The organism is Pseudomonas bharatica CSV86, from assembly GCF_000319305.2.
Classification (GTDB): Bacteria; Pseudomonadota; Gammaproteobacteria; order Pseudomonadales; family Pseudomonadaceae; genus Aquipseudomonas; species Aquipseudomonas bharatica.
Map to the genome: position 1 here is coordinate 2369847 of NZ_AMWJ02000001.1, position 23535 is coordinate 2393381.

At 62.8% G+C, this 23535-nt stretch carries 19 protein-coding genes and 2 pseudogenes; 12 read left to right on the top strand and 9 right to left on the bottom strand.

Annotated elements, in window-relative coordinates:
* Positions 1–6: 6 nt before the first annotated feature.
* From kce to choX, 7 genes are all read left to right on the top strand, one after another.
* Positions 7–936: a 3,5-dioxohexanoate:acetyl-CoA acetone transferase gene (gene kce, locus CSV86_RS10660; RefSeq protein ID WP_037061857.1), complete on the top strand. Its 930-nt coding sequence runs from the start codon at positions 7–9 to the stop codon at positions 934–936.
* A 20-nt stretch (positions 937–956) separates the two neighbouring features.
* Positions 957–2378: an aminobutyraldehyde dehydrogenase gene (locus CSV86_RS10665; protein WP_037061868.1), complete on the top strand. Its 1422-nt coding sequence runs from the start codon at positions 957–959 to the stop codon at positions 2376–2378.
* Positions 2379–2383: 5 nt separating this feature from the next.
* Positions 2384–3133, top strand: a complete 750-nt coding sequence (locus tag CSV86_RS10670; RefSeq protein WP_037061859.1) for an SDR family NAD(P)-dependent oxidoreductase — start codon at positions 2384–2386, stop codon at positions 3131–3133.
* Positions 3133–4065, top strand: coding sequence for a 3-hydroxyacyl-CoA dehydrogenase NAD-binding domain-containing protein (locus CSV86_RS10675; protein ID WP_009405329.1), 933 nt, complete (start codon positions 3133–3135; stop codon positions 4063–4065). The genes CSV86_RS10670 and CSV86_RS10675 overlap by 1 nt, the downstream gene beginning before the upstream one ends.
* Positions 4066–4122: 57 nt before the next feature.
* Positions 4123–5076: a PDR/VanB family oxidoreductase gene (locus CSV86_RS10680; RefSeq protein ID WP_009405330.1), complete on the top strand. Its 954-nt coding sequence runs from the start codon at positions 4123–4125 to the stop codon at positions 5074–5076.
* A gap of 32 nt (positions 5077–5108) precedes the next feature.
* Entirely contained in the window at positions 5109–5582 is a 474-nt protein-coding gene (locus CSV86_RS10685; RefSeq protein WP_009405331.1) for a thioesterase family protein, read from the top strand.
* A gap of 97 nt (positions 5583–5679) precedes the next feature.
* Complete coding sequence (choX, locus tag CSV86_RS10690; protein ID WP_009405332.1) at positions 5680–6627, top strand: choline ABC transporter substrate-binding protein; 948 nt, start codon at positions 5680–5682, stop codon at positions 6625–6627.
* Between the two features lie 252 nt (positions 6628–6879).
* Here choX and CSV86_RS10695 read toward each other — a convergent pair whose 3' ends face one another.
* The 3 genes and pseudogenes from CSV86_RS10695 to CSV86_RS10705 form a co-directional block, all read right to left on the bottom strand.
* Positions 6880–7341, bottom strand: a complete 462-nt coding sequence (locus CSV86_RS10695) for a type II toxin-antitoxin system YhaV family toxin (protein ID WP_009406935.1) — start codon at positions 7339–7341, stop codon at positions 6880–6882.
* Complete coding sequence (locus CSV86_RS10700; RefSeq protein WP_009406937.1) at positions 7341–7658, bottom strand: type II toxin-antitoxin system PrlF family antitoxin; 318 nt, start codon at positions 7656–7658, stop codon at positions 7341–7343. The genes CSV86_RS10695 and CSV86_RS10700 overlap by 1 nt, the downstream gene beginning before the upstream one ends.
* Positions 7659–7817: 159 nt before the next feature.
* Positions 7818–8731: pseudogene (locus tag CSV86_RS10705) on the bottom strand (LysR family transcriptional regulator).
* Positions 8732–8949: 218 nt separating this feature from the next.
* On the opposite strand from CSV86_RS10705, the gene CSV86_RS10710 reads away from it, so the two are divergent.
* Together CSV86_RS10710 and CSV86_RS10715 are read left to right on the top strand one after the other, a co-directional pair.
* Entirely contained in the window at positions 8950–9972 is a 1023-nt protein-coding gene (locus tag CSV86_RS10710) for a zinc-dependent alcohol dehydrogenase family protein (RefSeq protein ID WP_009406939.1), read from the top strand.
* A gap of 498 nt (positions 9973–10470) precedes the next feature.
* Positions 10471–11853, top strand: a complete 1383-nt coding sequence (locus CSV86_RS10715) for a hypothetical protein (RefSeq protein ID WP_009406940.1) — start codon at positions 10471–10473, stop codon at positions 11851–11853.
* Between the two features lie 15 nt (positions 11854–11868).
* On the opposite strand, the gene CSV86_RS10720 is transcribed toward CSV86_RS10715, so the two are convergent.
* From CSV86_RS10720 to CSV86_RS10735, 4 genes are read right to left on the bottom strand one after another with little or no spacing between them, the layout of a single operon-like run.
* On the bottom strand, positions 11869–13401 hold the full coding sequence (locus CSV86_RS10720; protein WP_009406941.1) for an ArnT family glycosyltransferase: 1533 nt from the start codon (positions 13399–13401) through the stop codon (positions 11869–11871).
* Between the two features lie 3 nt (positions 13402–13404).
* Positions 13405–13677: a lipid-A-disaccharide synthase N-terminal domain-containing protein gene (locus CSV86_RS10725; protein ID WP_009406942.1), complete on the bottom strand. Its 273-nt coding sequence runs from the start codon at positions 13675–13677 to the stop codon at positions 13405–13407.
* Positions 13674–14396, bottom strand: a complete 723-nt coding sequence (locus CSV86_RS10730) for a glycosyltransferase family 2 protein (RefSeq protein ID WP_009406945.1) — start codon at positions 14394–14396, stop codon at positions 13674–13676. The genes CSV86_RS10725 and CSV86_RS10730 overlap by 4 nt, the downstream gene beginning before the upstream one ends.
* Before the next feature lie 5 nt (positions 14397–14401).
* Positions 14402–15400, bottom strand: coding sequence for an NAD-dependent epimerase/dehydratase family protein (locus tag CSV86_RS10735; protein ID WP_009406947.1), 999 nt, complete (start codon positions 15398–15400; stop codon positions 14402–14404).
* A 280-nt stretch (positions 15401–15680) separates the two neighbouring features.
* Between CSV86_RS10735 and CSV86_RS10740 the strand changes: the two genes are divergently transcribed.
* The 3 genes and pseudogenes from CSV86_RS10740 to pgm all read left to right on the top strand — a co-directional run bounded on the left by CSV86_RS10740 (position 15681) and on the right by pgm (position 21313).
* A complete protein-coding gene (locus tag CSV86_RS10740) occupies positions 15681–17327 on the top strand; it encodes a VRR-NUC domain-containing protein (RefSeq protein ID WP_009406949.1) in 1647 nt (548 codons plus the stop codon).
* Positions 17324–19581: pseudogene (locus CSV86_RS10745) on the top strand (ATP-dependent DNA helicase). Before CSV86_RS10740 ends, CSV86_RS10745 begins: the two are co-directional and overlap by 4 nt.
* Positions 19582–19675: 94 nt before the next feature.
* Positions 19676–21313, top strand: coding sequence for a phosphoglucomutase (alpha-D-glucose-1,6-bisphosphate-dependent) (gene pgm, locus CSV86_RS10750; RefSeq protein WP_009406952.1), 1638 nt, complete (start codon positions 19676–19678; stop codon positions 21311–21313).
* A gap of 92 nt (positions 21314–21405) precedes the next feature.
* Here the strand turns inward: pgm and CSV86_RS10755 are convergent, their stop codons facing one another.
* Both CSV86_RS10755 and CSV86_RS10760 read right to left on the bottom strand, forming a co-directional pair.
* Positions 21406–22554, bottom strand: coding sequence for an LLM class flavin-dependent oxidoreductase (locus tag CSV86_RS10755; RefSeq protein ID WP_009406953.1), 1149 nt, complete (start codon positions 22552–22554; stop codon positions 21406–21408).
* Positions 22544–23515, bottom strand: a complete 972-nt coding sequence (locus CSV86_RS10760) for an LLM class flavin-dependent oxidoreductase (protein WP_009406954.1) — start codon at positions 23513–23515, stop codon at positions 22544–22546. Before CSV86_RS10760 ends, CSV86_RS10755 begins: the two co-directional genes overlap by 11 nt.
* Between the last annotated feature and the right edge of the window lie 20 nt (positions 23516–23535).

Genomic DNA, 23535 nt, shown 5'->3' on the forward strand with positions numbered 1-23535 from the left:
CTTACCATGCCAAAATCCGTGATCATTACCTGCGCTACTACCGGTGGCGTACACACCCCGACCATGTCGGAATACCTGCCAATTACCCCGCAGGAAATTGCCGATTCGTCCATTGAAGCCGCTAACGCTGGCGCCTCGATTATCCACCTGCATGCCCGCAACCCTGAAAACGGCAAGCCGGATCCTCGCCCTGAGCTGTTCCAAGACTTCATGGGGCAGATTCACCGTCAGAGCGATGCAGTGCTGAACGTATCCACAGGTGGTGGATTGGGCATGACCCGCGAAGAACGCCTGCGGGCGGCCCTGGCCGTCAGCCCGGAGATGGCTTCGTTGAACGTGGGCTCGATGAACTTCGGCATCTTCCCAATGAAGGCCAAGTATTCCAACTGGAAGCATGACTGGGAGCCGGCCTTCCTCGACAGTACCCGCGATTTTATCTTCCGCAACACCTTCGCCGACATCGAATACATCGTCAAAGAGCTGGGCGAGGGCCACGGCACCCGGTTCGAGTTTGAATGTTACGACCTGGGCCACCTGTATAACCTGGCGTGGGTGATCGATCAGGGCTGGGTCAAGCCACCGTTCCTCATTCAGATTGTGTTCGGTGTGCTCGGTGGCGTTGGAGCCGACTTGGACAACCTGATGCACATGCACACGGTGGCGCAGAAGCTGTTCGGAAAGGATTACGAATGGTCGGTGTTGGCAGCTGGTAAGAACCAGATGAGCTTTGCCACCCAGGCTGCAATGCTCGGCGGTAACGTTCGGGTAGGTCTGGAAGATAGCCTCTTCATCGGTGCGGGTGAGAAGGCCAAAAGCAATGCCGAGCAAGTGCTGAGGATTCGTTCGATCGTCGAAAACCTCGGGCTCAAGGTGGCCACGCCTGAAGAAGCTCGAGCGCGTCTTGGGTTGAAAGGTCGCGACAAGATCACCTTGTGATTCGTGATTGGGGATACGCCATGCATACCAAAATGTTGATCAACGGCGAGCTCGTTGAAGGCGCCGATGCGCCCCTGGCTGTCATCGATCCGGCCACGGGCGAGGAGATCGTCAGTGTTCGCCAGGCGGATGATGCTCAGTTGGATAGGGCTGTGCGTAGCGCTCACGAAGCGTTCGAGTCCTATTCGAAAACTACCCCGGCGCAGCGTGCTGCTCTCTTGCAGGACATTGCCGGGGTGATCGAGCAGAACGCTGAAGAACTGGCCTCCCTGGAGAGTCAGAACGTCGGCAAACCATGGCCATCGGCACTCGACGATGAAATGCCGTTGACCCTCGATACCTTTCGTTTCTTCGCAGGAGCCGCACGCACCATGGCTGGTGTGGCTGCCGGAGAATACGTACCAGGTCATACAAGCCTGATTCGCCGCGATCCGATCGGCCCAGTTGCAGCCATTGCACCGTGGAACTATCCGCTGATGATGGCGGCTTGGAAGTTGGCGGCACCGTTGGCAGCAGGCTGCAGCGTGGTACTGAAGCCCTCGGAGGTAACGCCTTTATCGACTCTGCGCCTGGGGCAGTTTCTGGCGGATGTGGTGCCCAAAGGGGTCATCAATATTGTGCACGGGATTGGTACTTCGACCGGCGCCAGGCTGATCAATGCCGAAGGTATCGAGGCCGTGAGCATCACCGGCTCACCGGCAACCGGTAGTGCGGCCATGGGAGCGGCAGCCCGGCAGATGCGCCAGGTTCATGTCGAACTCGGCGGCAAGGCACCCGTAATCGTTTATGAGGATGCCGACATCGATAAGCTGGTCGCGACCCTGCGTGCGACGGCGTTTTTCAATGCGGGTCAGGATTGCGCGCAGCCTTGCAGACTGTTGGTAGCCAGCAAGATCTATGAGCGCGTCGTCAGTGCCCTTGCCGAAGCTGCGACGACGATCAAAGTGGGGGCACCAAGGGCCCACGGAACAGAGATGGGGCCGCTCGTGACCGAAGTGCACCGTCAACGAGTAGCTGGGTTCGTAGACCGCGCTCGGGCTTACGCTGAGGTAGTAACAGGAGGAACGGTCGAACCTGGCGGTGGCTTCTTCTACAGCCCGACCGTGGTTGCTGATGTCGACCATCATGCTGAAATCGCAACACAGGAAATGTTCGGGCCGGTGATATCCGTATCCCGGTTCACCCCGGATCAAGACCCGGTTGCGATCGCCAACGCGACCCGTTATGGCCTGGCCTCGTCCCTGTGGACGCGTGACAGTGGTCGTGCAATGGAAGCCAGTAGCCGCCTGCGTTATGGCTTTACGTGGGTCAACACCCATGGTGTGGCAACACCTGAAATGCCTTGGGCGGCCATGAAGGGTTCGGGTCACGGTTGCGACATGTCGGTGTTTGCGCTGGATGCCTACACCAGTGTCCGTCACGTCATGCTTGCACACGGGTGACCAGCATGGACGGATCCTCGGTAATCGTGACGGGTGGTAGTAGAGGCATCGGCTTCGCCATCGTAGAAAAATTTGTTGCGCAAGGACGACAGGTCGTGACGTGTGGCCGTGGGGTAAGGCCAGGACACCTTGATGCATCGGTCGAGTGGGTGCAGGCAGACGTGTCCAGACCTGAAGACGCTCGCTACATCGTAGAGCGTGCTGAGCAGCGCTTTGGTCGAGTGGGCATCCTGGTCAACAACGCCGGTGTGCAGATCGAAAAAACGGTTCTGGAAAGCACTGATGCCGATTGGGATGAAGTGATGGGCATCAATGCTCGCGGGACGTTCAACCTCTGCCGCGCGGTTCTGCCAGGGATGGTTCAGAGCGGCGGTTCGATCATCAACCTGGGCTCTATTTCAGGGCAAACGGCTGACCCGTCCATGGCGATCTACAACGCATCCAAAGCGTTCGTGCATGGGCTGACCCGCTCGATTGCGGTGGATCACGGGCCAGGCGTTCGCTGTAACGCCGTATGTCCCGGCTGGATCATGACCGCAATGGCCGAAGATGCCTTCGCTATGGCGGAAAACCCGGAAAAGGCCAAAGCCGATGCTTTGGCTCGTCACCCAGCAGGCCGGTTCGGACAACCTGACGATATCGCCGAAACGGTGGTGTGGTTGGCATCCGATGCGGCGCGTTTCATTACCGGACAGTGCTTTGTCGTTGATGGCGGCCTGACCAGTGCTTCTTCCTTGCAACCGAGGTTTTTCTGATGAGTGAATTTCAAAATATCGCGGTGATTGGCGCCGGTGTTATCGGTGCTAGCTGGGCCGCACTGTTCCTGGCGTCCGGGCGTAACGTTGCCGTCTATGATCCGTCGCCAACCATGGAAGCTGATGTTCGTAGCTACATCGACAATGCTTGGCCGACACTGCGTGAACTGGGCCTGGCCAATGCCGAGCCGGGCCAGTTGAGTTTCCATGGCGATGTCGCGAGTGCAGTGGAGCATGCCGACTTCGTGCAAGAAAGCGTGCCGGAGCGTATTGCGATCAAGCACGATCTCTTCGCCAGACTGGAAGCATCCCTCAAGCCAGGTGCCATCGTCGCTTCGTCCGCGTCCGGCCTGCGCCTGGGTGAGATGCAGGCGGGTTGGAAGAATCCGTCGCACTTCATTCTCGGCCATCCCTTCAACCCGCCGCACCTCATTCCGCTGGTGGAAGTCATGGGTAACGACAAGACCGCTGCCGGTGTGGTCGAGAAGGCTGAGCGCTTCTACGGCCTGGTCGGCAAGGTGACCATCCGGGTCAACCGTGAGGTGAAGGGGCATGTCGCCAACCGCCTGCAGGCCGCGCTGTGGCGAGAGGCCATTCATCTGGTCAAGAGCGGTGTCGCCAGTGTTGAAGACGTCGATAAGGCTGTATGGGCGGGCCCAGGTCTGCGTTGGGCTGCAATGGGGCCAACCATGCTGTTCCACCTGGGCGGTGGATCGGAAGGCCTGAGTTCCTTCTGCCAGAAATACACCGACAGCTTCAACGGCTGGTGGGATGACCTGGGTGATCCGCGTCTTGATGCAGAAACGGCCACCATGCTTGTGGAGGGCGTTAATCATGAAGCCGGGGCCAACAGCTGGGCTTCTCTCGCGACAAATCGGGATGAACTGATCACTCGCATGTTGAAGGCAACCGCGCCACTGCGGCGCCGTTGAGTTTGGGCCCGGGACGGATCCCGTCCCGGGCCAGTTTGCCGTTGCGTGAGGTTTGCCATGCCTGATGACGTATTGACCCTACAGATAACCGACCTGATCGCCGAAGCCAAAGGCGTGATGGTCATCGAGCTGCGCGCTCCTTCGGGTGACGCGCTGCCGTCCTTCAAACCCGGCGCCCATATCGAACTGCATTTGCCCGGCGATATCGTGCGCCAGTATTCCCTGTGTAACGACTCACGAGAGAACCACCGCTATTGCGTTGGGGTTGGCCTTTCGCCCGTCAGTCGTGGCGGTTCCCGGCATGTGCATCAATCGCTTCGCGTGGGAGACGCGTTGAGGATCAGCTCACCACGCAACCATTTCCCATTAGAGGAAGACGCGCCAGGTTTCGTGTTTTTTGCCGGCGGCATCGGCATCACACCGGTGTGGTCGATGATCCAGTGGTGCGAAGCCAACAGGCGTCCTTGGCACCTCTTCTATCTGGTGCGTAATCGTCAGCGTGCAGCCTTTCTTGAGGAGCTTCGTGCTTTTGGCAATCGGGTCACCTTGCATGCTGACGATGAGGCGGGTGGATTGTTCGATATCGCTGGCGCGATCGGTCAGCAGCCGTCCAACGTTCACTTCTACACCTGCGGGCCTACCCCTTTGATGCTTGCTGTGGAAGCGGCAGCGAGCGGCTTTCCCGATGAGCAGGTGCATTTCGAATGGTTTACGCCGAAGCAGCCGAAAAGCTCGGGTGCAGATAAAGCCTTCACTGTTCAGCTGGCCAGGAGCGGCAAGTCGTTCGAAGTGCCCGCAGACAACAGCATTCTTCAGGTACTGGAGGCGAACGGCCTTCGCGTCGAGAGCTCTTGCCGGGAGGGGACATGCGCCTCATGCGAAGTTTGCGTCCTGGATGGTATCCCCGACCATCGCGACAGCGTGCTGACAGCAGCCGAACGCAAGAAGAACGACGTGATGATGATCTGCGTTTCCCGGTCGCTTTCAGAAAGTCTCGTTCTCGATCTCTGAAATGCGCCCATGACTTCTGGAAGGAGTTACTCGTGAACAACCTGCTGCTGATTCACCAGGCAACCATCGTTGAAGACTGGATCGATTACAACGGGCATTTGCGTGATGCCTTCTACTTCCTGCTCTTCAGTCATGCGACGGATGCGCTGATGGATCACATCGGTCTTGACGCGGATGGTCGAGCTATCCATGGGCATACGCTGTACACGCTGGAAGCCCACATCAACTACTTGAGCGAAACCCGACTAGGGGAGGAAGTGCAAGTGTTTACCCAAGTGATCGACCATGACGCCAAGCGGCTGCACATTGTTCATCATTTGTATCGCCCCAAGGACGGAGAACTCTTGGCTGCCAGTGAGCAGATGCTGATGAACATCGCTAGCGAAGCTGGGCGCGCGGCGAAATTCGCCTCGGCTGTAGAAACGAAAATCAGCGCGATCCTCGAGTCTCATCGATCACTGCCGCGTTCGGGTTATTGCGGTCGTGTGATTGGCATTCGTCGCTGAGTAGCTGTTGCTGCACCCCTGGGACAACAAGACTGCGTTACCTCTGAATAACAACGAACTGCCGCTTCCCATAGTTGCCATAGAGAGGATTTGCGTTATGAAAAATGCATTGCGCGTTATGTTCTGCTCTGCCTTGACACTGTCCGTGAATACCTATGCAACCGAGCCATCCCAGTGCCGTTTGGTACGGATGTCCGATCCTGGCTGGACTGACATTCAGACCACTACCGCCATCGCTACCACACTACTGAAAAGTCTCGGCTATCAAACAAAATCCACCCTGGTCGGCGTACCGCTGACATTCAAGGCTCTGGCCGACGGCAAGAGCATGGATGTGTTCCTGGGTACCTGGCTGCCAACCATGGAACCAGATCTCAAACCGCACCGTGATGCCGGTGCGATCGATATTGTTCGGGTCAACCTGCAGCATGCCAAGTACACGCTGGCGGTTCCTCAGACCTTGTGGGATCAGGGGCTTAAGGACTTTGCCGACATTGCGAAATTCAAGAATGAGCTGGATGGCAAAATCTATGGCCTTGAGCCCGGCGACGGCGGCAACAACGCGGTACTCAAGGCCATCGACGATAACGCATTCGGGCTTAAGGACGCCGGTTTCTCGGTAGTCGCTTCCAGTGAGTCGGGCATGCTGGCCCAGGTTGAGCGCGCGCAGCGGCGGAACCAGGCGATCCTGTATCTTGGGTGGGAGCCGCATCCGATGAACACTCGTTTCAAGATGAAATTCCTCACCGGTGGCGACGACTACTTTGGCCCTGATTTCGGCGATGCCACGGTCTATACGAGCACACGCAAAGGTTACGTCGAAGAGTGTCCGAACGTGGGACAGTTGCTTAAGAACCTGAGCTTCACCCTTGATATGGAGAACCACATCATGGGTTCCATCCTCTACGACAAGATGGGGCCCGAGGCGGCTGCCAGGGCCTGGTTGAAGCAGAACCCTCAGGTGCTCGATGGCTGGTTGGCAGGGGTGACCACATGGGATGGGCAGCCTGGCCTGGACAAAGTCAAAGCGGAGGTGACGCAGTGATGACCGCTATCCAAGGCAATCCGGAAGTCTGGTTGATTTTCCAGGATTTACTGGATTCAGCACGCTCACTCACAAACTGTCAGGATCCCCGAAGAACATTTGGACGTTCATATAAATCAAATGGTTATGAATGGGCAATTGGATTTGTACCCGCAGATGTACCCCTTTCAACAGCAGCTACGAGTGGATTGCAGTGGACGCAACAAGGAGGGATCGGTTTCAAAGGTGCAATCCCTCACCCACTCGCGCAATTTATACTTTGGGCTCGTCCCAGTCGCTACGCGTCGCAGCAGTCAGCGCATTCCAGTCATCAGGAGGGTTGCCGCGGCCCAGCATCTTCTCGAAGACAGCGTAGGGATCGGATTTGCTGCCTGCGGACTGTAGGGTGTTTTCGTCGTTGACCCATGCATAGACGATGACTTTGGATCTTGAGTCATAGCGAAAGAACAGCCGAAAGCGCCTGCCGATTTTTGCACGGCGCCAATGTCGGTAGGCGGTGCCCAGCGTATTGCCTTGGCGGAACTCATCACGGCCCGGATCGGCAGGCACAGCCTCCATGATCAGATGGCTCAATGCCCGGAACAGCTTGACGTTGGCGTTGCTCTCAAAACCTTGCGGGTCGTTCTGCTCGGCCCGGGCGGCGGCTTCTTGCAATTTGCGTAGCTGTAGAGTCACACCTTCATGGAACAACAGTGTCCAGCCATGTCGCAGCATCAGATCGCGACCTCACCATCGATATCTTCGTCCAGGTTTACGGAGTGCTTTGCGTTGGCGAGCATGGTTTGCGCCAAGTCTTCCGGCAGAGTGGTGAGGTTGCGACCGCCTCGGATATCAGCCTCCAGCAAACCCAGGAACGCACCGATGGCAGGGTCTTCGTGGGTGGTTTCTACGCGGCTGACCACGATTTCACCGCCGCGTACGTCGAATGCGATCTTGCCACCGGTGTCAATGCCCAGAAGCTGGCGAACGGATTTGGGCAGCGTGATCTGCCCTTTCGAGGTCAACGTGGCGATTTCGTGGATGGCAGGCATGTGCGTTCTCCCGGATGTATTGATTGAATGGTAAGGAATAGTCCTTACGTGGTCAATCTTGGTTTTCTGCTGATCAAGCATAGGCGGGGAGGACGCTCAAAAACGCCGCAAGATGAGTTACACCACTTCCAGAGACACCAATAGCCTGCCCGACGAGAACTAAAGACTGTCAGGATCCCCAAAGAACATCTGAATCCTCGACCTCAGCCATTTCTCCCCCGGATCGTTATCCTGCGCCCCCGCCAGGCCATGTGCAGTTCGAAAGTACGTGTTTCCAGCGGCAATTCCTCGGCGCGCAGGCCGCCGGCGGCGGTGAGGATGTCGGCGGTGTAGTCCGGCACCGTGGCGACGATGTCCGTCCCGGTCAGCAGACTGCCGAGGCCGTTGAACTGCGGTACCGCCAGCACCACATGGCGCTGGCGCCCCAGCTTGGCCAGTTCCTCGTCGATGAAGCCGCTCAGGTCTCCGGCGAACGACACCAGGGCATGCGGCCGTTTGCAGAAGTCATCCAGGCTCAACGAGCCCGGTACGCTATCGGCCCGCAGCAACTTGGGCTTGCTGCGGCGCAGTACCTTGCGCTTGGCATTGGCCGGCAGGTCGTCGGTGTAGCTGACCCCCACCGAAATTTCCCCGGATGCGAGCAGCCCTGGCATAAGCAGGTAGTTGACCCGCCGTACCACCAGCACCACCCCCGGCGCTTCGGCGCGTATGCGCTTGAGCAGCGACGGCAGCAGGGCGAATTCGGCGTCGTCGGACAGGCCGATGCGGAACACCGAGGTGCTGGTGGCCGGGTCGAAATCGGCGGCGCGGCTGACGGCGGTTGAAATGGAGTCCAGCGCCGGGGAGAGCAGGGCGAAGATTTCCTGTGCCCGCGCCGAAGGCTCCATGCTGCGCCCGGTCCTGACGAACAGCGGGTCGTCGAACAGGGTGCGCAGGCGCGACAGCGCTGCACTGATCGCCGGTTGTCCGAGAAACAGTTTCTCCGCCGCGCGGGTGACGCTGCGTTCATGCATCAGGGTCTCGAAGACGATCAATAGATTGAGATCGACGCGGCGCAGGTCGTTTCGGTTCATCGGCTTCGCTTCAGTGGCGGGTAGGGCGGGGGTGCTTCCTGCGGGTAAAGGCTGTTACCCTGCGGCACAGATTATGGCTGCGTGCCAGTCTACGGCAAGCACCGTAGCATGAGCCCAATCGATGACAAGCATGTCGACTATTAATGACCACTGATGGTCTAACCGTGAAAGCCCCGATAGAGTTCAGGGCATTAGAGGTTCACTAGGCGAGGTTTGCGATGTCCCGCATGATCCGTTTCCACAAGTTCGGTCAGGCCGAGGTGCTCAAGATCGAGGAGCTGCCCGTGCCTGCGCCGGCTGCCGGGGAGGTGCAGATTCGCGTCCAGGCGATTGGCGTCAGTTGGTACGACGTGCTCTGGCGGCAGAACCTGGCACCGTCCCAGGCGCGCCTGCCGGTCGGTATCGGCCATGAAATGGCCGGTGTGGTGACGGCGGTGGGCGAGGGCGTCGACGACCTGGCCGTGGGCGACAAGGTCGCCAGTTTTCCGGCCACCAGCCCCAACGAGCATCCGGTCTACGGCGAGATCATCGTGCTGCCGCGCACGGCACTGACCCGCTACCCGGACATCCTCAGCCCGATCGAGGCCAGTGTGCACTACACGCCGTTGCTCATGGCGTACTTCGCCTATGTCGACCTGGCTCGCGCCAGGGCCGGGCAGACCGCGCTGATCACCGACGCCAGCCACTGCGCCGGGCCGTCGTTCGTGCAACTGGGCAAGGCCTTGGGCCTGAAGGTGATCGCCGCCACCCGCGAGGCCGACGAGCGCGAGCCCCTGCTCAAGCTGGGTGCCGACAAGGTGATCGTCACCGAGGAGCAGGACCTGCTCATGCAGATCAACAAGTACACCGACAACCGCGGTGTCGATATGGTCCTCGACGGTCTCGGCGGGCCGCAGATGTCGCTGCTCGGCGATGTCCTGGCGCCGCGCGGCAGCCTGGTGCTGTACGGCCTGCAGGGTGGCAACCAGACGCCATTCCCGGCCTGCGCCGCGTTCCAGAAGAACATCCAGTTCTTCGTCCACTGCATCAGCAACTTCACCGGCAAGCCGGAGCTGGGCATCACCCAGGACCAGGTCGCCCTGCACCGCGCGCTGCGGGATATCAACCAGTTCACCGCAGACCGCCAGTTGCTACCGCAGATCATCCAGGTCTATCCGTTCGAGCAGGTCGTGGAAGCCCACCGGCACATGGACGAATGCCCTTGCGGCGGACGTGTCGTGTTGCAATTGCCGGACGCCTGATACCTGCTGTTGTCACCCTCCCTGTCGTGCCCGAGCATCTGCTCGGGCTTTTTGTGAATATCGCTTTCTTAAATTTCAGAAATTTCCTATCAGTCTTATAGGGACTAAGGACATGGCTTGGGCTATGTTGTTCCTGTCGGAATGCAAGTACGGCAGTGTCCGTAGAATTACCTTTGGTTGTGCGCAAATCACCGTACACAACGTGACACGTACTTCTTCGCTACCAGAAGTTGTTCTGCCTTTTGTCTCAAGGAGCGAGATATGCCCGTTGAATTTGCCGGCCGGGCCGCAGCCCTGGCAGCGTTGCCCGCTATCGGCCGCAGGAAGGTTGCATCGCGACGCCCTACAACTTGCACATTGATTTTGTAGGAGCGTAGGAAGTTTCCTTCAATCGAGTTGCTGTGCCGTCCGGTAATACTTACGTTGAACTTCGCGTATGTACTTTTTCGGTTGGCCATCAAGTTTTTAATGGTTGCGAAAATTATCAGGGAAATGAATATGGGCGCGATTCACGACCAGGCCATGCAGTATGTCTATCAGCAAGTGTTGCAGCGGGTGCTGGAACGCATGACCCAGGGGCAGCGTGCCTCTTTGCAGCTGCTGATCCAGCGCTTGCTGGTAATTGCCGGCGGCCTGGAGTGCATCGGCGGGCTCAAGGTGATGCTGGTGCACACCGGCAGCCAGGACAGCACCCAGAGCCTGGCCTTTCTACGCGCAGCGCAACTGACCCTGGCGGCGCGCTCGCCAGGTACCTTCACCCTGCGTATCGCCACCGCGCGGCACAGTGATATGCCAACGGTGGTGCTGAGTAATATCGAACGCGCCTTCGCCGCGCTGGTGGTGCATGACGATCCACGGATCGAACTGCTGATGCTGGAGGATGGCCAGGTTCGTGCCTTCGATGCGCGCCAGCCGATCTGTCGCAGCCAACAGCAGGCCGACCGGCACGCGGTGCTGATGGCCGGGCACCTCACCGGTGGTGATGGGCGCATGGCCTTGGGCCACCGCCATTACCTGGACCTGGCCGACCTGCATCGTCTCGGCGCCGCCTGGAACGGTGGGGTGGATGTGCTGATCAGCGGCGCGCCGGGCCGCGAGCGCAAGCGCTTCATGGCCACTGCCCTGCGCATGATGCGTGCGGTCGGGGTGCCGCGGGTGCGGCCGGTCGAAGCCTTTCCCCGAGCGTTGTTCGAGGTGGTCGCGGGGATCCGCGACGAGTACCGCATGCCCCGGCCCCAGGACAGTACGGCCGAGGCCAAGGGGTTCGACACGCGCCAGCGCATGCCGCGCTTCATTGCCATCGACGACCTGACCTACGACCCGGCCTGCGGCCATGGCCGCCTGCTCGCCGAACTGTTGCGCTTCGAGCATGACCCATGGGCTTTCGGTTTCCCCCGTTGCGAAGTCGGCAATCCCCTGCTGCGGGTGCACCTGGCGGGGTTGCGCAGGGAGTTCATCGAGGACGGCAGTTACCAGGACAGCCTGGACCTGTACCTGCAGCGCAGCGAGGCGGGAATGCAGGACCAGGGGGTGCCAGCGGTCCTGCGCGAGGATCTGCTCGGACCCTGGCGAGAGGCTGAAGACCTGCAGCAGGTGCGCCGTCTGGCCGGGGACTTCGCCTCACAGGCCTGGGGTGTCAGCGAGGCGCAATGGGTATGCCTTCTGTTTGCGCCGATCGTCGAGCAAGGCCGGCGCCTGGAGGATTTCCTGCGTCGCTGCCACCCCGGCATGCTGGTTGCGCTGCCGTACCTGCACAAGGCCCTGCAAGGGCAGCCGGCCACCGATCCGGTGATGCAGTGGCTGACGGGAACCACCGGGTTGCCGATGGAGACATTGCGGGCGCTGTATCGCAGGTCGCCCCTGGTGGGTCCGGCAAGATAGAACACGCGACGCGGGTTAGCGTGACGTTCGGCCCAAGCCATGGCTCCAGGCGAACCGGTACACCTGATCCGGCGCCGCCGCCTCGCACTTGCGGTTATCCGCATCGCCGCCCACCACATACCAGCGTGCCCGCGAGGTATCGCCCAGCTTGCGTGCCTTGCCGACATCGAAGCAGCGCTGCAGCCCGGTCTCCGGCAGCAGGGCGAAGGTACCCGGATGCTGGCGCATCCAGAACAGCGCGTTCTCGGTGGTGGAGCGGGCAAAACCGAAATGCACGATCGGCTGCCGGGCGAACAGCCAGTGCCCCTCGCGCCACTGCACCAGCGCCAGTTCGGCGCCGCCGGTAACCTCGGCGGCTTCGGCCATAAGGGTCTCATGGGGATTGCGCCCTTCCTTGAAGGGTTCCACTACGCCGCGCAGGAACCACAGGCTGAACCACACCACGGTCAGGATGATGAACATCTTGCGCCACGTCGCGTGGCCCCGGAACCAGCGCCCCAGCAACCACGGCAACAACGGCGCAATCGCCAGCACCAGGCCGGGCAGGGCGGGGAAGATGTACAACTTGCGCTTGCCACTGCTCAGGCTGAAGAACAGCAACACCAGCGCGACCCAGCCAAGCAGTACCAGGAAGCGCCCGTCGTGCTTGCGCAGTTGCCGGCGCCACGCCGGTATCGTCCACGGCAGGACCAGGAGCAGCGGTAGCCAATACTTGGGAATCACGCTGCTGAAGAAGTACCAGAACGGCTCGCGATGGTCCCAGGCATTGGTGTAGCGGGCAGCGGTCTGGCGCAGAAGGATCTCATTGAGGTAGGCCAGTTCCGCCGCACCCCCACCATGGGCGATCGATGCCAGCAAGGGCAGCAGCCAGAACGCGCAGCCACCCAGCACGCAGACCAGCCCCAGTACCCAGCGCCAGCCCTGGCCGGGCATGAGCGCCACACCGGACCAGCGCCGATGCACAGCCCAGGCATAGGGCAGCAGCATCAACGCCGGAAGGAAGCCAACGCCCTTGCTGATGATGCCCAGGCCCATCGCCACGCAGCCCGCATGGAACCAGCCCCAGGCCGGCCCCAGCAACAGATGGCGGATCAGCCCGTAAAAGCCCAGGGCCACCCACAGGCAGAGAAAACTGTCGATTTGCCCGGTGCGCAGGATGCTGTAGCTCTGGTAGGTGGCGAGGAACAGCAGCGCGGCGATGCGTCCGACGCGGCGGTTCCACAGGCGCCGGCCAAGGTCGTAGAGCACTGCGGTGATAGTCGCCGCCGACAACAGCCCCGGCAGGTACAGAGCGACCTTGGGCAGCCCGCTCAGCACCGTGAACAACGCCACCGTCCACATGAACAGGGGCGGCTTGTCGCCATAGATCTCCCCGGCACGATGAGGGATGAACCAGTCGCCGTTCTGCAGCATTTCCAGGGCGACGCCCAGGAAGCGTTCTTCATCCACGTTCATCGGCTGGCGCCAGCCGATCCCGGCGCTAATCAGCAGCACGGCAAGGATGACCAGGGCCAGGCCTTCGTCCCTGGCGGTTGCGAACCTGGACATCGGCTAGGGCTCCTGCGGCTTGTCGCGCGCGATCAGTTGCAGGTTGCGCAGGTAGACCAGGAAACCGACGGACTGGCCGATGATGAACACCGGGTCTTCGCGGTAAATGGCATAGCTCAGCAGCAGGGCGCTGCCAAGCATGCTCAGGTACCAGAAACCCACCGGAATCACGCTGCGCCGCTTGAACTCGCTGTACAGCCATTGCAGGACGAAGCGGCCGGTGAACACGGTCTGGCCGGCGAAGCCGACGATCAGCCAAAGGGTTTCCCGGGTCATTCTGCGAGCTCCTGCGCCTGGGCATCGAGGCGCGTGCGGCGGATCAGCCACCAGACCCCCACCAGGTCGAGGATGCCGACCAGGGCGCGGTCGATATTGCCGTATTTGGAGGTGCCGGCCCGACGGTGCCGGTGGTTGACCGGATGCACCTGCATGCGTCCGTTATGGCGCAGGACCAGCGCCGGGATGTAGCGGTGCATATGGTCGAAGTAGGGCAGGCGCAGGAAGGCGGCGCGCTCGATCAGCTTAAGGCCGCAACCGGTGTCCGGGGTGGCGTCCTTGAGCAGGCGCCGGCGCAGGCCGTTGGCCAGGCGCGAGGCCCAGCGCTTGCTCGCGGTGTCTCGACGGTTGACCCGATGCCCGGCCACCAATTGCAGGCCAGGCGTTCTACGGGCCAGTTCGAGCATGCCGGGAATATCCGCCGGGTCGTTCTGGCCGTCGCCGTCCAGGGTCGCCAGCCATGCGCCTCGTGCGGCCTGGGCGGCGTGCCACAGCGAGGTGCTCTGACCGAGCGATCGATCATGGTGGAGAATGCGCAGTTGCTCGAAACCCTGGGCCTTGAGACGTTGCAGCACCGCCAGGGTCTGATCCTCGCTGCCGTCATCGACCACCAGCACCTCATAGCGCTCGTGACCCAGGGCGCTGCGGATCTCGGCAAGCAAGGGCGGCAGGTTTTCGGCTTCGTTTTTCGCCGGAATCAATACCGAAACGTCGATCATCGGGGTTACCTGAAGGCTTGGAGGGAAGGCTGGACGCGGTAGAAATCGCGGTACCAACCCACGAACCGGCCGACGCCGTGTTCGAGGGATATGCCGGGTGAGAAATCGATCCAGCGCGCCAGGGACGATACGTCGGCCCAGGTTTCCAGTACGTCGCCGGGCTGCAGCGGCAGGTAATTGCGCCGCGCCTGGAGGCCCAGGGCTTTCTCCAGGCAGTCGACGAACGCCAGCAGGCGCACCGGCTCTCCACGGCCGATATTGAACAACTGGCAGGGCGGGCTGCCGCTGGTGGCCAATGGCGGCTTGAGGCGCAGGCGCAGCAGGCTTTCGACGATATCGTCGATATAGGTGAAATCGCGGCCCATCAGGCCGTGGTTGTAAATATCGATGGGGCGGCCGGCGAGCATCGCCTCGGTGAACTTGAACAGCGCCATGTCCGGGCGCCCCCAGGGGCCGTAGACGGTGAAGAAGCGCAGGCCGGTCATGGGCAGGCCGTACAGATGGGCATAGCTGTGGGCCATCAGCTCGTTGGCGCGTTTGCTCGCGGCATACAGGGACACCGGTTGCTCCACCGGGTCCTCGACTGCGAACGGTAGCTTGGCGTTGGCACCGTACACCGAACTGCTGCTGGCGTAGACCAGATGACGCGGCGGGTGCTGGCGGCAGGCTTCGAGGATGTTGAGAAAGCCCACCAGGTTGGCCTGGGCGTAGATCCCTGGGTTGTCCAGCGAGTAGCGCACGCCGGCCTGGGCTGCCAGATGAAAGACCTCGCTGAAGTCGAAGGTGGCGAATAACGCCAGCAGCTCGGCCTGGTTGGCGATCTCCACCAGCCGGAAACGGAAGTTCGGCCATTGCGCCAGCTGCTGCAGGCGGGCGTGCTTGAGCTCGACGCTGTAGTACGCATTGAGGTTGTCGATGCCGACCACCTCCAGGCCTGCCTCGCACAAGCGCCGGGCCAGATGGAAACCGATGAAGCCGGCGGCGCCGGTGACGAGGACGGGCATGGTGTGGGACGGATCCTTGGAGGGCTGGCTGAAGGAAAATGGCAGCTATTTGTTTAAGCTTTGTTAACGAAGCTGTAATGGATGTGGCGTTTTTCATTGCGCCTGCTGGCCTCATCGCTGGCAAGCCAGCTCCCACAGGTCCTGTGTGCGCCGCTAACCCTGTGGTAGCTGAAAGGGCACCGAGTGGCTGCGGGTTGGCCTCGATCCGATCCACGGTGATTGTCAGCAGCTACTATCTGTATGTATAACCAGTGCCTGATTTCCCAGGTACTGCTCGCCCGTGATCGCCGATTCCCGCAACGACCCCTTCTACTACCTGCACAACTTCCGCCAGGTGCTGGACTGGCTGCACCTGCGCTATGCCGATGTGCTGGATGCCGAGGAGCGTGGCTTCATCGACGGGTTTCGCCTGTTGCCCAAGGCCAGCCAGGCGCTGCTGGTACGTATGGTGATGCGCAAGGGCCTGCTGTTTCGCGAACGGCGCCTGAGTTATGGGGAGATCGGCTCCACGGCGCAGGCCATGGCGCCGTTGCTGGAGCTGGGCTGGGTCGATAGCGAGGCCCCGCTGGCCCTGGAGGAGCTGTTCCAGCTCCTGCTCAAGGACGAGATCGCCCGTTGTTTCGCTGCCCATCTGAGCCGCCCGAACGCTGCCAAGCACGAGCTGTTCGAGCAACTGCGCGAAGGCTTCGCCGAGCCCCGGCCCCTGCGTGAGTGGTGGCCCGAAGCTCCCGATCCGGTCTATGCCCTGCGCCAGCAGGCGGTATGCGACCGCCTGCGCTTGCTGTTCTTCGGCAACCTATACCAGGACTGGTCGGAGTTCGTTCTCGCCGACCTCGGCGTGCTGCGCTACGAGCAGGTTCCCTTCAGTTCCGACTGCCGGGCCTTGCGCGGCCGTGACGATATCGAGCTGTGCCTGGCCCTGCATGCCTGCGCCGAGCAACTGGAAGGCGAGGTGGACGTCGATGCGCTGCTCGCCCGCCTCGACGGCATGAACACCGAAAACCCCTGGCTGCAACGGCGTCGGGCCAAGCTGCATTACCAGCTCGCCTACCTGTGCGAGCGCGCCGGCCATCTGGAGCGGGCGCTTTCGATCTATTCCGGGTGCGCCCATCCCCAGGCCCGCGAGCGGCATATCCGCGTGCTGGAAAACCGCGGCGAGTACCAATCGGCCTTCGACCTGGCGACCCAGGCTGCCGAGCGTCCCGGCAACGCCGCCGAAGCCCAGGCCCTGGGGCGCATCCTGCCGCGCCTGAAACGCAAGCTCGGTGGCCCGCCGCAGTCCCGGCGCAGGGCCCAGGCCATCAGCCGGCTCGACCTGATCCTGCCACCCGAGTGGTCCGCCCTCGGCGTCGAACAGGCGGTGCTGGTGCATTTCGAAACAGCCGACGCTCCGGTGCATTACGTCGAAAACACCCTGTTCAACAGCCTGTTCGGCCTGTTGTGCTGGCCGGCCATCTTCGCGCCGCTGCCGGGCGCCTTCTTCCACCCGTTCCAGAGCGGCCCGCAGGACCTGCACGACGCCGGCTTCCACCAGCGCCGCGCCGGGTTGTTCGCCGACTGCCTGGCGCAACTGGACGACGGCCGCTACCGCCAGGCCCTGCGTGACACCTACGCCGCCAAGCACGGCCTGCAATCGCCCTTCGTCCATTGGGAACTGCTAAGCCCGCAATTGCTCGACCTGGCAATCGACTGCCTGCCGCCGGAGCACCTGAAGCAATGCTTCCTGCGCCTGCTGGAAGACATCCAGGCCAACCGCGCCGGCATGCCCGACCTGATCCAGTTCTGGCCTGCGCAAAAACGCTACCGGATGATCGAAGTCAAGGGCCCCGGCGACCGCCTGCAGGACAACCAGTTGCGCTGGATCGAGTTCTGCACCCTTCACGGCCTGCCCGTGGATGTCTGCCATGTGCAATGGGCCGCGGCATGACCTACAAGGTCGCGGTGCGCACGCTTTGCGAATTCACGGCCAAGGTCGGTGATCTCGACCTGCGTTTCACCCCGTCGCCCACGGCCCAGGAGGGCATTGCCGGGCACAGGCGGGTGGTCTCGAGGCGGGGCGAGGGCTACGAGGCGGAAGTGGCACTGGAGGGCGTTTTCGGCGAACTGGAGGTACGCGGACGTGCCGACGGCTACATCCCGGCGCGCAACTGCCTGGAAGAGATCAAGACCCATCGCGGCGACCTCGCCAGCCAGCCGGACAACCACCGGCAACTGCACTGGGCGCAGGCGAAGATCTACGGCTGGCTGATGTGCCGGCAGCGTGGGCTGGAATCGATAAACCTGGCGCTGGTCTACCTGGACGTGGACAGCGACCAGGAAACCCGTTTCGAGACCAGTGCCAACGCCTCCGAACTGCGCGCGTTCTTCGACGAGCAGTGCGGCCGCTTCATGCAATGGGCCGAGGCGCAATCGCAGCGCCTGCTGCTGCGCGATGCCGGCCTGGGCGCCCTGGGTTTTCCCTGGCCGTCCTTTCGCAAGGGCCAGCGCGAACTGGCGGAAACCGTGTACAAGGCGGTCAGCACCGGCCGCTGCCTGATGGCCCAGGCCACCACCGGCATCGGCAAGACCCTCGGCACCCTGTTTCCGCTGCTCAAGGCCATGGCCAGGCAGCCACTGGACAAGATCTTCTTCCTTACCGCCAAGACCCCCGGCGTGGCCTGGCGCTCGATGCCCTGCGCCAGGTCATGGCGGCCAGCCCGGAACTGGCCCTGCGCAGCCTGGAACTGGTGGCACGGGACAAGGCCTGCGAATATCCCGGCACCGCCTGCCATGGCGAGGCCTGCCCGCTGGCCAGGGGCTTCTATGATCGCCTGCCGGCGGCCCGGGCCGCCGCGATGCAGGTGCCGCTGCTGGACAAGGCGCAGGTCCGCGAACTGGCCCTGGCCCATCAGGTCTGCCCCTATTACCTGGCCCAGGAACTGGCGCGCTGGGTCGATGTGCTGGTGGCCGACTACAACTACTACTTCGACCAGAATGCCTTGCTCTACGGCCTGGCGCAGACCGATCAATGGCGTGTGGCCGTCGCTGTGGACGAGGCGCACAACCTGGTGGAGCGGGCCCGGCAGATGTACAGCGCCAGTCTCGACCAGTTTCACTTGCAGGCCCTGCGCCGCGATCCACCGGCGGGCCTGGGGAGTGCCTTGCAGGGGCTGAACCGCGAGTGGAACCGCCTGTACAAGGACCAGGTCGCCCCCTACCAGGCCGGCGAGCAATTGCCGGCTGCCTTTATCAAGGCGCTGTTGCGCGTGGTCGGGCTGGTCCAGGAACTGATGAACCGCACCCCGCAGGCGGTGGACCCGGCGCTGTTGCAGTTCTTTTTCCAGGCCTTGCAGTTCGTGCGCCTGAGCGAGGTGTTCGACCAGCATTTCCTGTTCGATATCAGCGTGCGCGGGGCAGGGCGCAAGCGCCTGGCGACCCTGTGCCTGCGCAACGTGGTCCCGGCCCCGCTGGTCGGCCCGCGGATGGGGGCGGCCCGCAGCGTCACGCTGTTCTCCGCGACCCTCAACCCCCGGCATTTCTACGCCGACCTGCTGGGCATGCCCGCCGACACCGCCTGGCTGGAGGTGCAGTCACCGTTCGTGGCCGAGCAGTTGCAGGTGCGCATCGTCAGCCAGGTGTCGACCCGCTACCAGCACCGCCAGGCCTCGCTGGCGCCCATCGTCGAATTGATCGCCGGGCAATACCGCGAGCAGCCGGGCAATTACCTGGCGTTCTTCAGCAGCTTCGATTATCTGCAACAGGTGTCCGGCCTGCTGGCCGAGCGTCACCCGGGCATCGTGCAATGGGCACAGTCTTCGGGGATGGACGAAGCGCAACGCCAGGGCTTTCTCGAGCGCTTCGTCGAAAACGGGCAGGGCGTCGGTTTTGCCGTGCTGGGCGGCGCCTTCGCCGAAGGCGTGGACCTGCCCGGTACGCGCCTGATCGGCGCCTTCATCGCCACCCTGGGCCTGCCCCAGGTCAACCCGGTCAACGAACAGCTCAAGCAGCGCATGGGCGCACTGTTCAGTTCCGGGTTCGACTACACCTACCTCTACCCGGGGGTGCGCAAGGTGATCCAGGCAGCGGGCCGGGTGATCCGCGGCACCGAGGACCGCGGCATGGTCATGCTGATCGACGACCGCTTCGCCGAAGCGCGTATACGCCGCATGTTCCCGACCTGGTGGGCACCGCAGGACAATTAGCCGGGGCGTGGGAATCTTCGCCATCGCCAGACAGTCGAAGTGCCAGTAAACTCCCGTTTTTTCACCACCCTGATTTCCATTCTTGAGGTTTTGCATGAAGCTCAGTCCTCTGGCGGGCAAACCGGCCCCGGCCTCCATCCTGGTCGATATTCCGCGCCTGCTGACCGCCTACTACACCGGCCAGCCCGACGCCGCCGTGGCCACCCAGCGTGTCGCCTTCGGTACCTCCGGCCATCGCGGCAGTTCCCTGGACCTGAGTTTCAACGAGCATCATGTCCTTGCCATTAGTCAGGCCATCTGCCTGTACCGCCGGGCCCAGGGCATCGACGGGCCGCTGTTCATCGGCGCCGACACCCACGCCCTGTCGACCCCGGCGCTGGCCAGCGCTCTGGAAGTGCTGGCGGCCAACGGCGTCGAGGTGATGCTGTCGAAGGACGACGAATACACCCCGACCCCGGCGGTGTCCCACGCCATTCTCTGCTACAACCGTGGCCGCACCTCGGGCCTGGCCGACGGCATCGTCATCACGCCTTCGCACAACCCACCGCAAAGCGGTGGCTTCAAGTACAACCCGCCCAATGGCGGCCCGGCCGACAGCCACGTGACCAAGTGGATCGAGGCCAAGGCCAACGAACTGCTGGCCGAGGGCCTCAAGGGCGTCAAGCGCATGCCGTACGAGCAGGCGCTGAAGGCTTCCACCACCCATCGGCACGACTACGTCGGCACCTATGTCGCCGACCTGGTCAACGTCATCGACTTCGACGCCATCCGTGGCGCCAACCTGCGCCTTGGCGTGGACCCGCTGGGCGGCGCCGGGGTGCGCTACTGGTCGGCGATTGCCGAGCACTACAAGCTGAACCTGGAAGTGGTCAACCGCGAGGTCGATCCGACCTTCCGCTTCATGTCCGTGGACTGGGACGGGCAGATCCGCATGGACCCATCGTCGCCCTATGCCATGCAAGGCCTGATCGGCCTGCGCGAGCGCTTCGACGTGGCCTTCGCCTGTGACCCGGACCATGACCGCCACGGCATCGTCACCCCGTCCGGACTGCTGGCACCGAACAACTACCTGGCGGTGGCCATCGACTACCTGTTCCAGAACCGTCCGCAGTGGCGTGCCGACGCGGCAGTGGGCAAGACCGTGGTCAGCAGCGGCCTGATCGACCGCGTCACCGCGCGTCTGGGCCGTCGCCTGTATGAAGTACCGGTAGGCTTCAAGTTCTTCGCCGACGGCCTGTTCGACGGTTCCCTCGGCTTTGGTGGCGAGGAGAGCGCCGGCGCGTCCTTCCTGCGCCTGGATGGCAGCGTCTGGGCCACCGACAAGGACGGCCTGATCCCGGCCCTGCTGGCGGCCGAAATGACCGCCCGCACCGGTCGCAACCCGGCCCAGGCCTATGCCGCGCTGACCGCCGAACTGGGCGAGCCGTTCGCCACCCGCGTCGAGGCCAAGGCCAATCCGCAGCAGAAGGCGCTGCTGAGCAAGCTGGCGCCGGAGCAGGTGAAATCCACCGAACTGGCCGGCGAGCCGATCCAGCAGATCCTCAGCCATGCCCCGGGTAACGACCAGGCCATCGGTGGCCTGAAGGTCATGACCGCCAACGGCTGGTTCGCCGCACGGCCGTCGGGCACCGAGGACATCTACAAGATCTACGCCGAGAGCTTTATCGACGATGCGCATCTGCAGCGTCTGGTGGGCGAGGCGCAGGAACTGGTGGACAAGGCCATCGCCTGATGGCTTGAGTCCCCTATCGCTGGCAAGCCAGCTCCCACAGGGTCCGCGGTGCACGCGGTCCTTGTGGGAGCAGCTTGCCAGCGATGAGGCCCTCAGGAACGATATGTATCCTGGGACTGCCCCGGGTCGATGCTTGCCAGCCGGCGCAATTGCGGCAACAACTCCGCACCCAGATGAATCGCTTCCTCCAGATGGGGAAACCCGGAAAGAATGAAGCAGTCGATCCCCAACTGGTAATACTCCTCGATCCGCTCCACTACCTGCTGATAGCTCCCCACCAGTGCCGTCCCGGCACCACCGCGCACCAGGCCGACCCCGGCCCAGAGATTGGCCGATACCTCCAGCTCCCGCGCCTGACGCCCACGCCCCTTGACCAGCCCGCTCTGCCGCGATTGCCCCACCGACTCATAACTGGCCAGTTGCGATTGCGCACGTTCGATGGCGTCCTTGGGAATTTCGTCCAGCAACCGCTGTACATGGCTCCAGGCCGCATCATCGGTGGCGGCGGCGAACACATGCACGCGCAAACCGAAGCGCAAGGTCCGCCCGTGAACCGCCGCCAGTTCGCGCATGCGCTGGATCCGCTCGGCGATCATCACCGGTGGTTCGCACCACATCAGGCAGGTCTGGGCATGGGCCGCACCGACCTGCTCGGCGGCGCTGGAGGCCCCGCCGAAGTAGATCGCCGGCATCTGCGCCCGCGGGTCGATCGGCGTTTCCCCTGCGCAGCGGTAGTAGCGCCCATGATGAGGCTGGCGCCGCCCCGACCAGACCGCCTGGAAGGCCTGGAGAAATTCCCCGGTGCGCGCGTAGCGTTCGTCATGCTCCAGGTAGTCCCCTAGCGAGCGCTGTTCGAAACGGCTGGAGCCGCTGACCACGTGGAGGTCCAGGCGGTTGTCGCTGAGCAGTTGCAAGGTCGCCGCGCGATGGGCGCTCCAGGCCGGCAGTTCGAGGCCGGGACGCAAGGTGAGGAGAAAACGCAGGCGCCGGACTTCCTGGGCCAGCACCGCGGTGATCAGCCAAGGGTCCTCGAAGCCGCTGGCTGTGGGCACCATGATGCCGTCGAAACCCGACAGTTCGGCGGCCCGCACGATCTGCCGCAGGTAGTCGAGGTTCGGCTCGCGCTCGCCTTGCTGGAACAGGCCGACCTTGGGCAGGCCGCTGCTGGTCAGGTGATGGCCGTCGCCATTGGTGGGCAGGAACCAGTTCAGTTCCAGGGGTTTGCGACGTTCACCGCTCATGACGCTGGCGCTCCTTGCGCAGGCCCTGCTCCCGGAGCAGGGGCAATATCCGTTCGCCGAAACGCAGGACTTCGGCCACCGCCGGCTGGTCCTGGATGACGATATGTTCGATGCCCAGGCCGTGCAGCTCGCCGAGGCGCGTGGCGATCTGCTGGGCGTTGCCCACAAGGTACAGTGGCTGGCCGGGGCCGGGTTGCAACAGGTTGGGATGCACCTCCAACTGGCGGTCACGGGCCAGGCGCCGCACCGCTGCGCTGGCCGGGGGCTCGGCAGGGGCCGGGAAGCGCTGTGCGGCAACTTCCCAGGCCAGTTCCTCGGTGGCGCCGAGAATCAGGCCGAAACTGCAAACGAAGCCCGTTCGCCCTTGCAGGCGGAGGATTTCCTGCTCCAGCCAGGCCGGTGGCGCCGACCGTAGCAGGCACAGGTCGGCGTGGCTGGCGATCAGGCGGGCATCATGGCTGTCGTCGAGGATCAGGGGCGGGGCGGGCAGGGGGCGGCGGGCGAAGCCGGCGTTTTCCAGTTGGAAGTAGCGGCCGCTGAAGTTGAAGCCACTGTCCCCGCCCCGAAGCAGGCGCTGGAGGATCTCCAGGTACTCGCCGATACGCTCGTTGCGCTGGTCGCGGTTGAGCCATTCGCCGAACGCCTGGCGCAGGCTGTCACGGTCGCCATCGGGCAGGTGCAGGCGGACGCGGTTGGCACTGATCGATTGCAGGCTTTGCAGGGTGCTGGCCAGTGCGGCGGGCAGCACCACCTCTGGCGGTACGCTGACATTCAGGTGCAGGTGGCGGGTGTGGGCACACAGTGCGGCAGCCACTCCGAGGCTGTCGGCACAAGGTGCGCCGCCGGGGATCCACAGGCCATCGAGTCCGGCGTATTCCACTGCCTGGGCCAACTGGATCCACTGGCCCGGCGTGGGTGTCGGGGTGCACAGCGGCAGTTGCCAGCTGAATTCAAGGGCCATGCACAGGCTCCGCAGCAAGA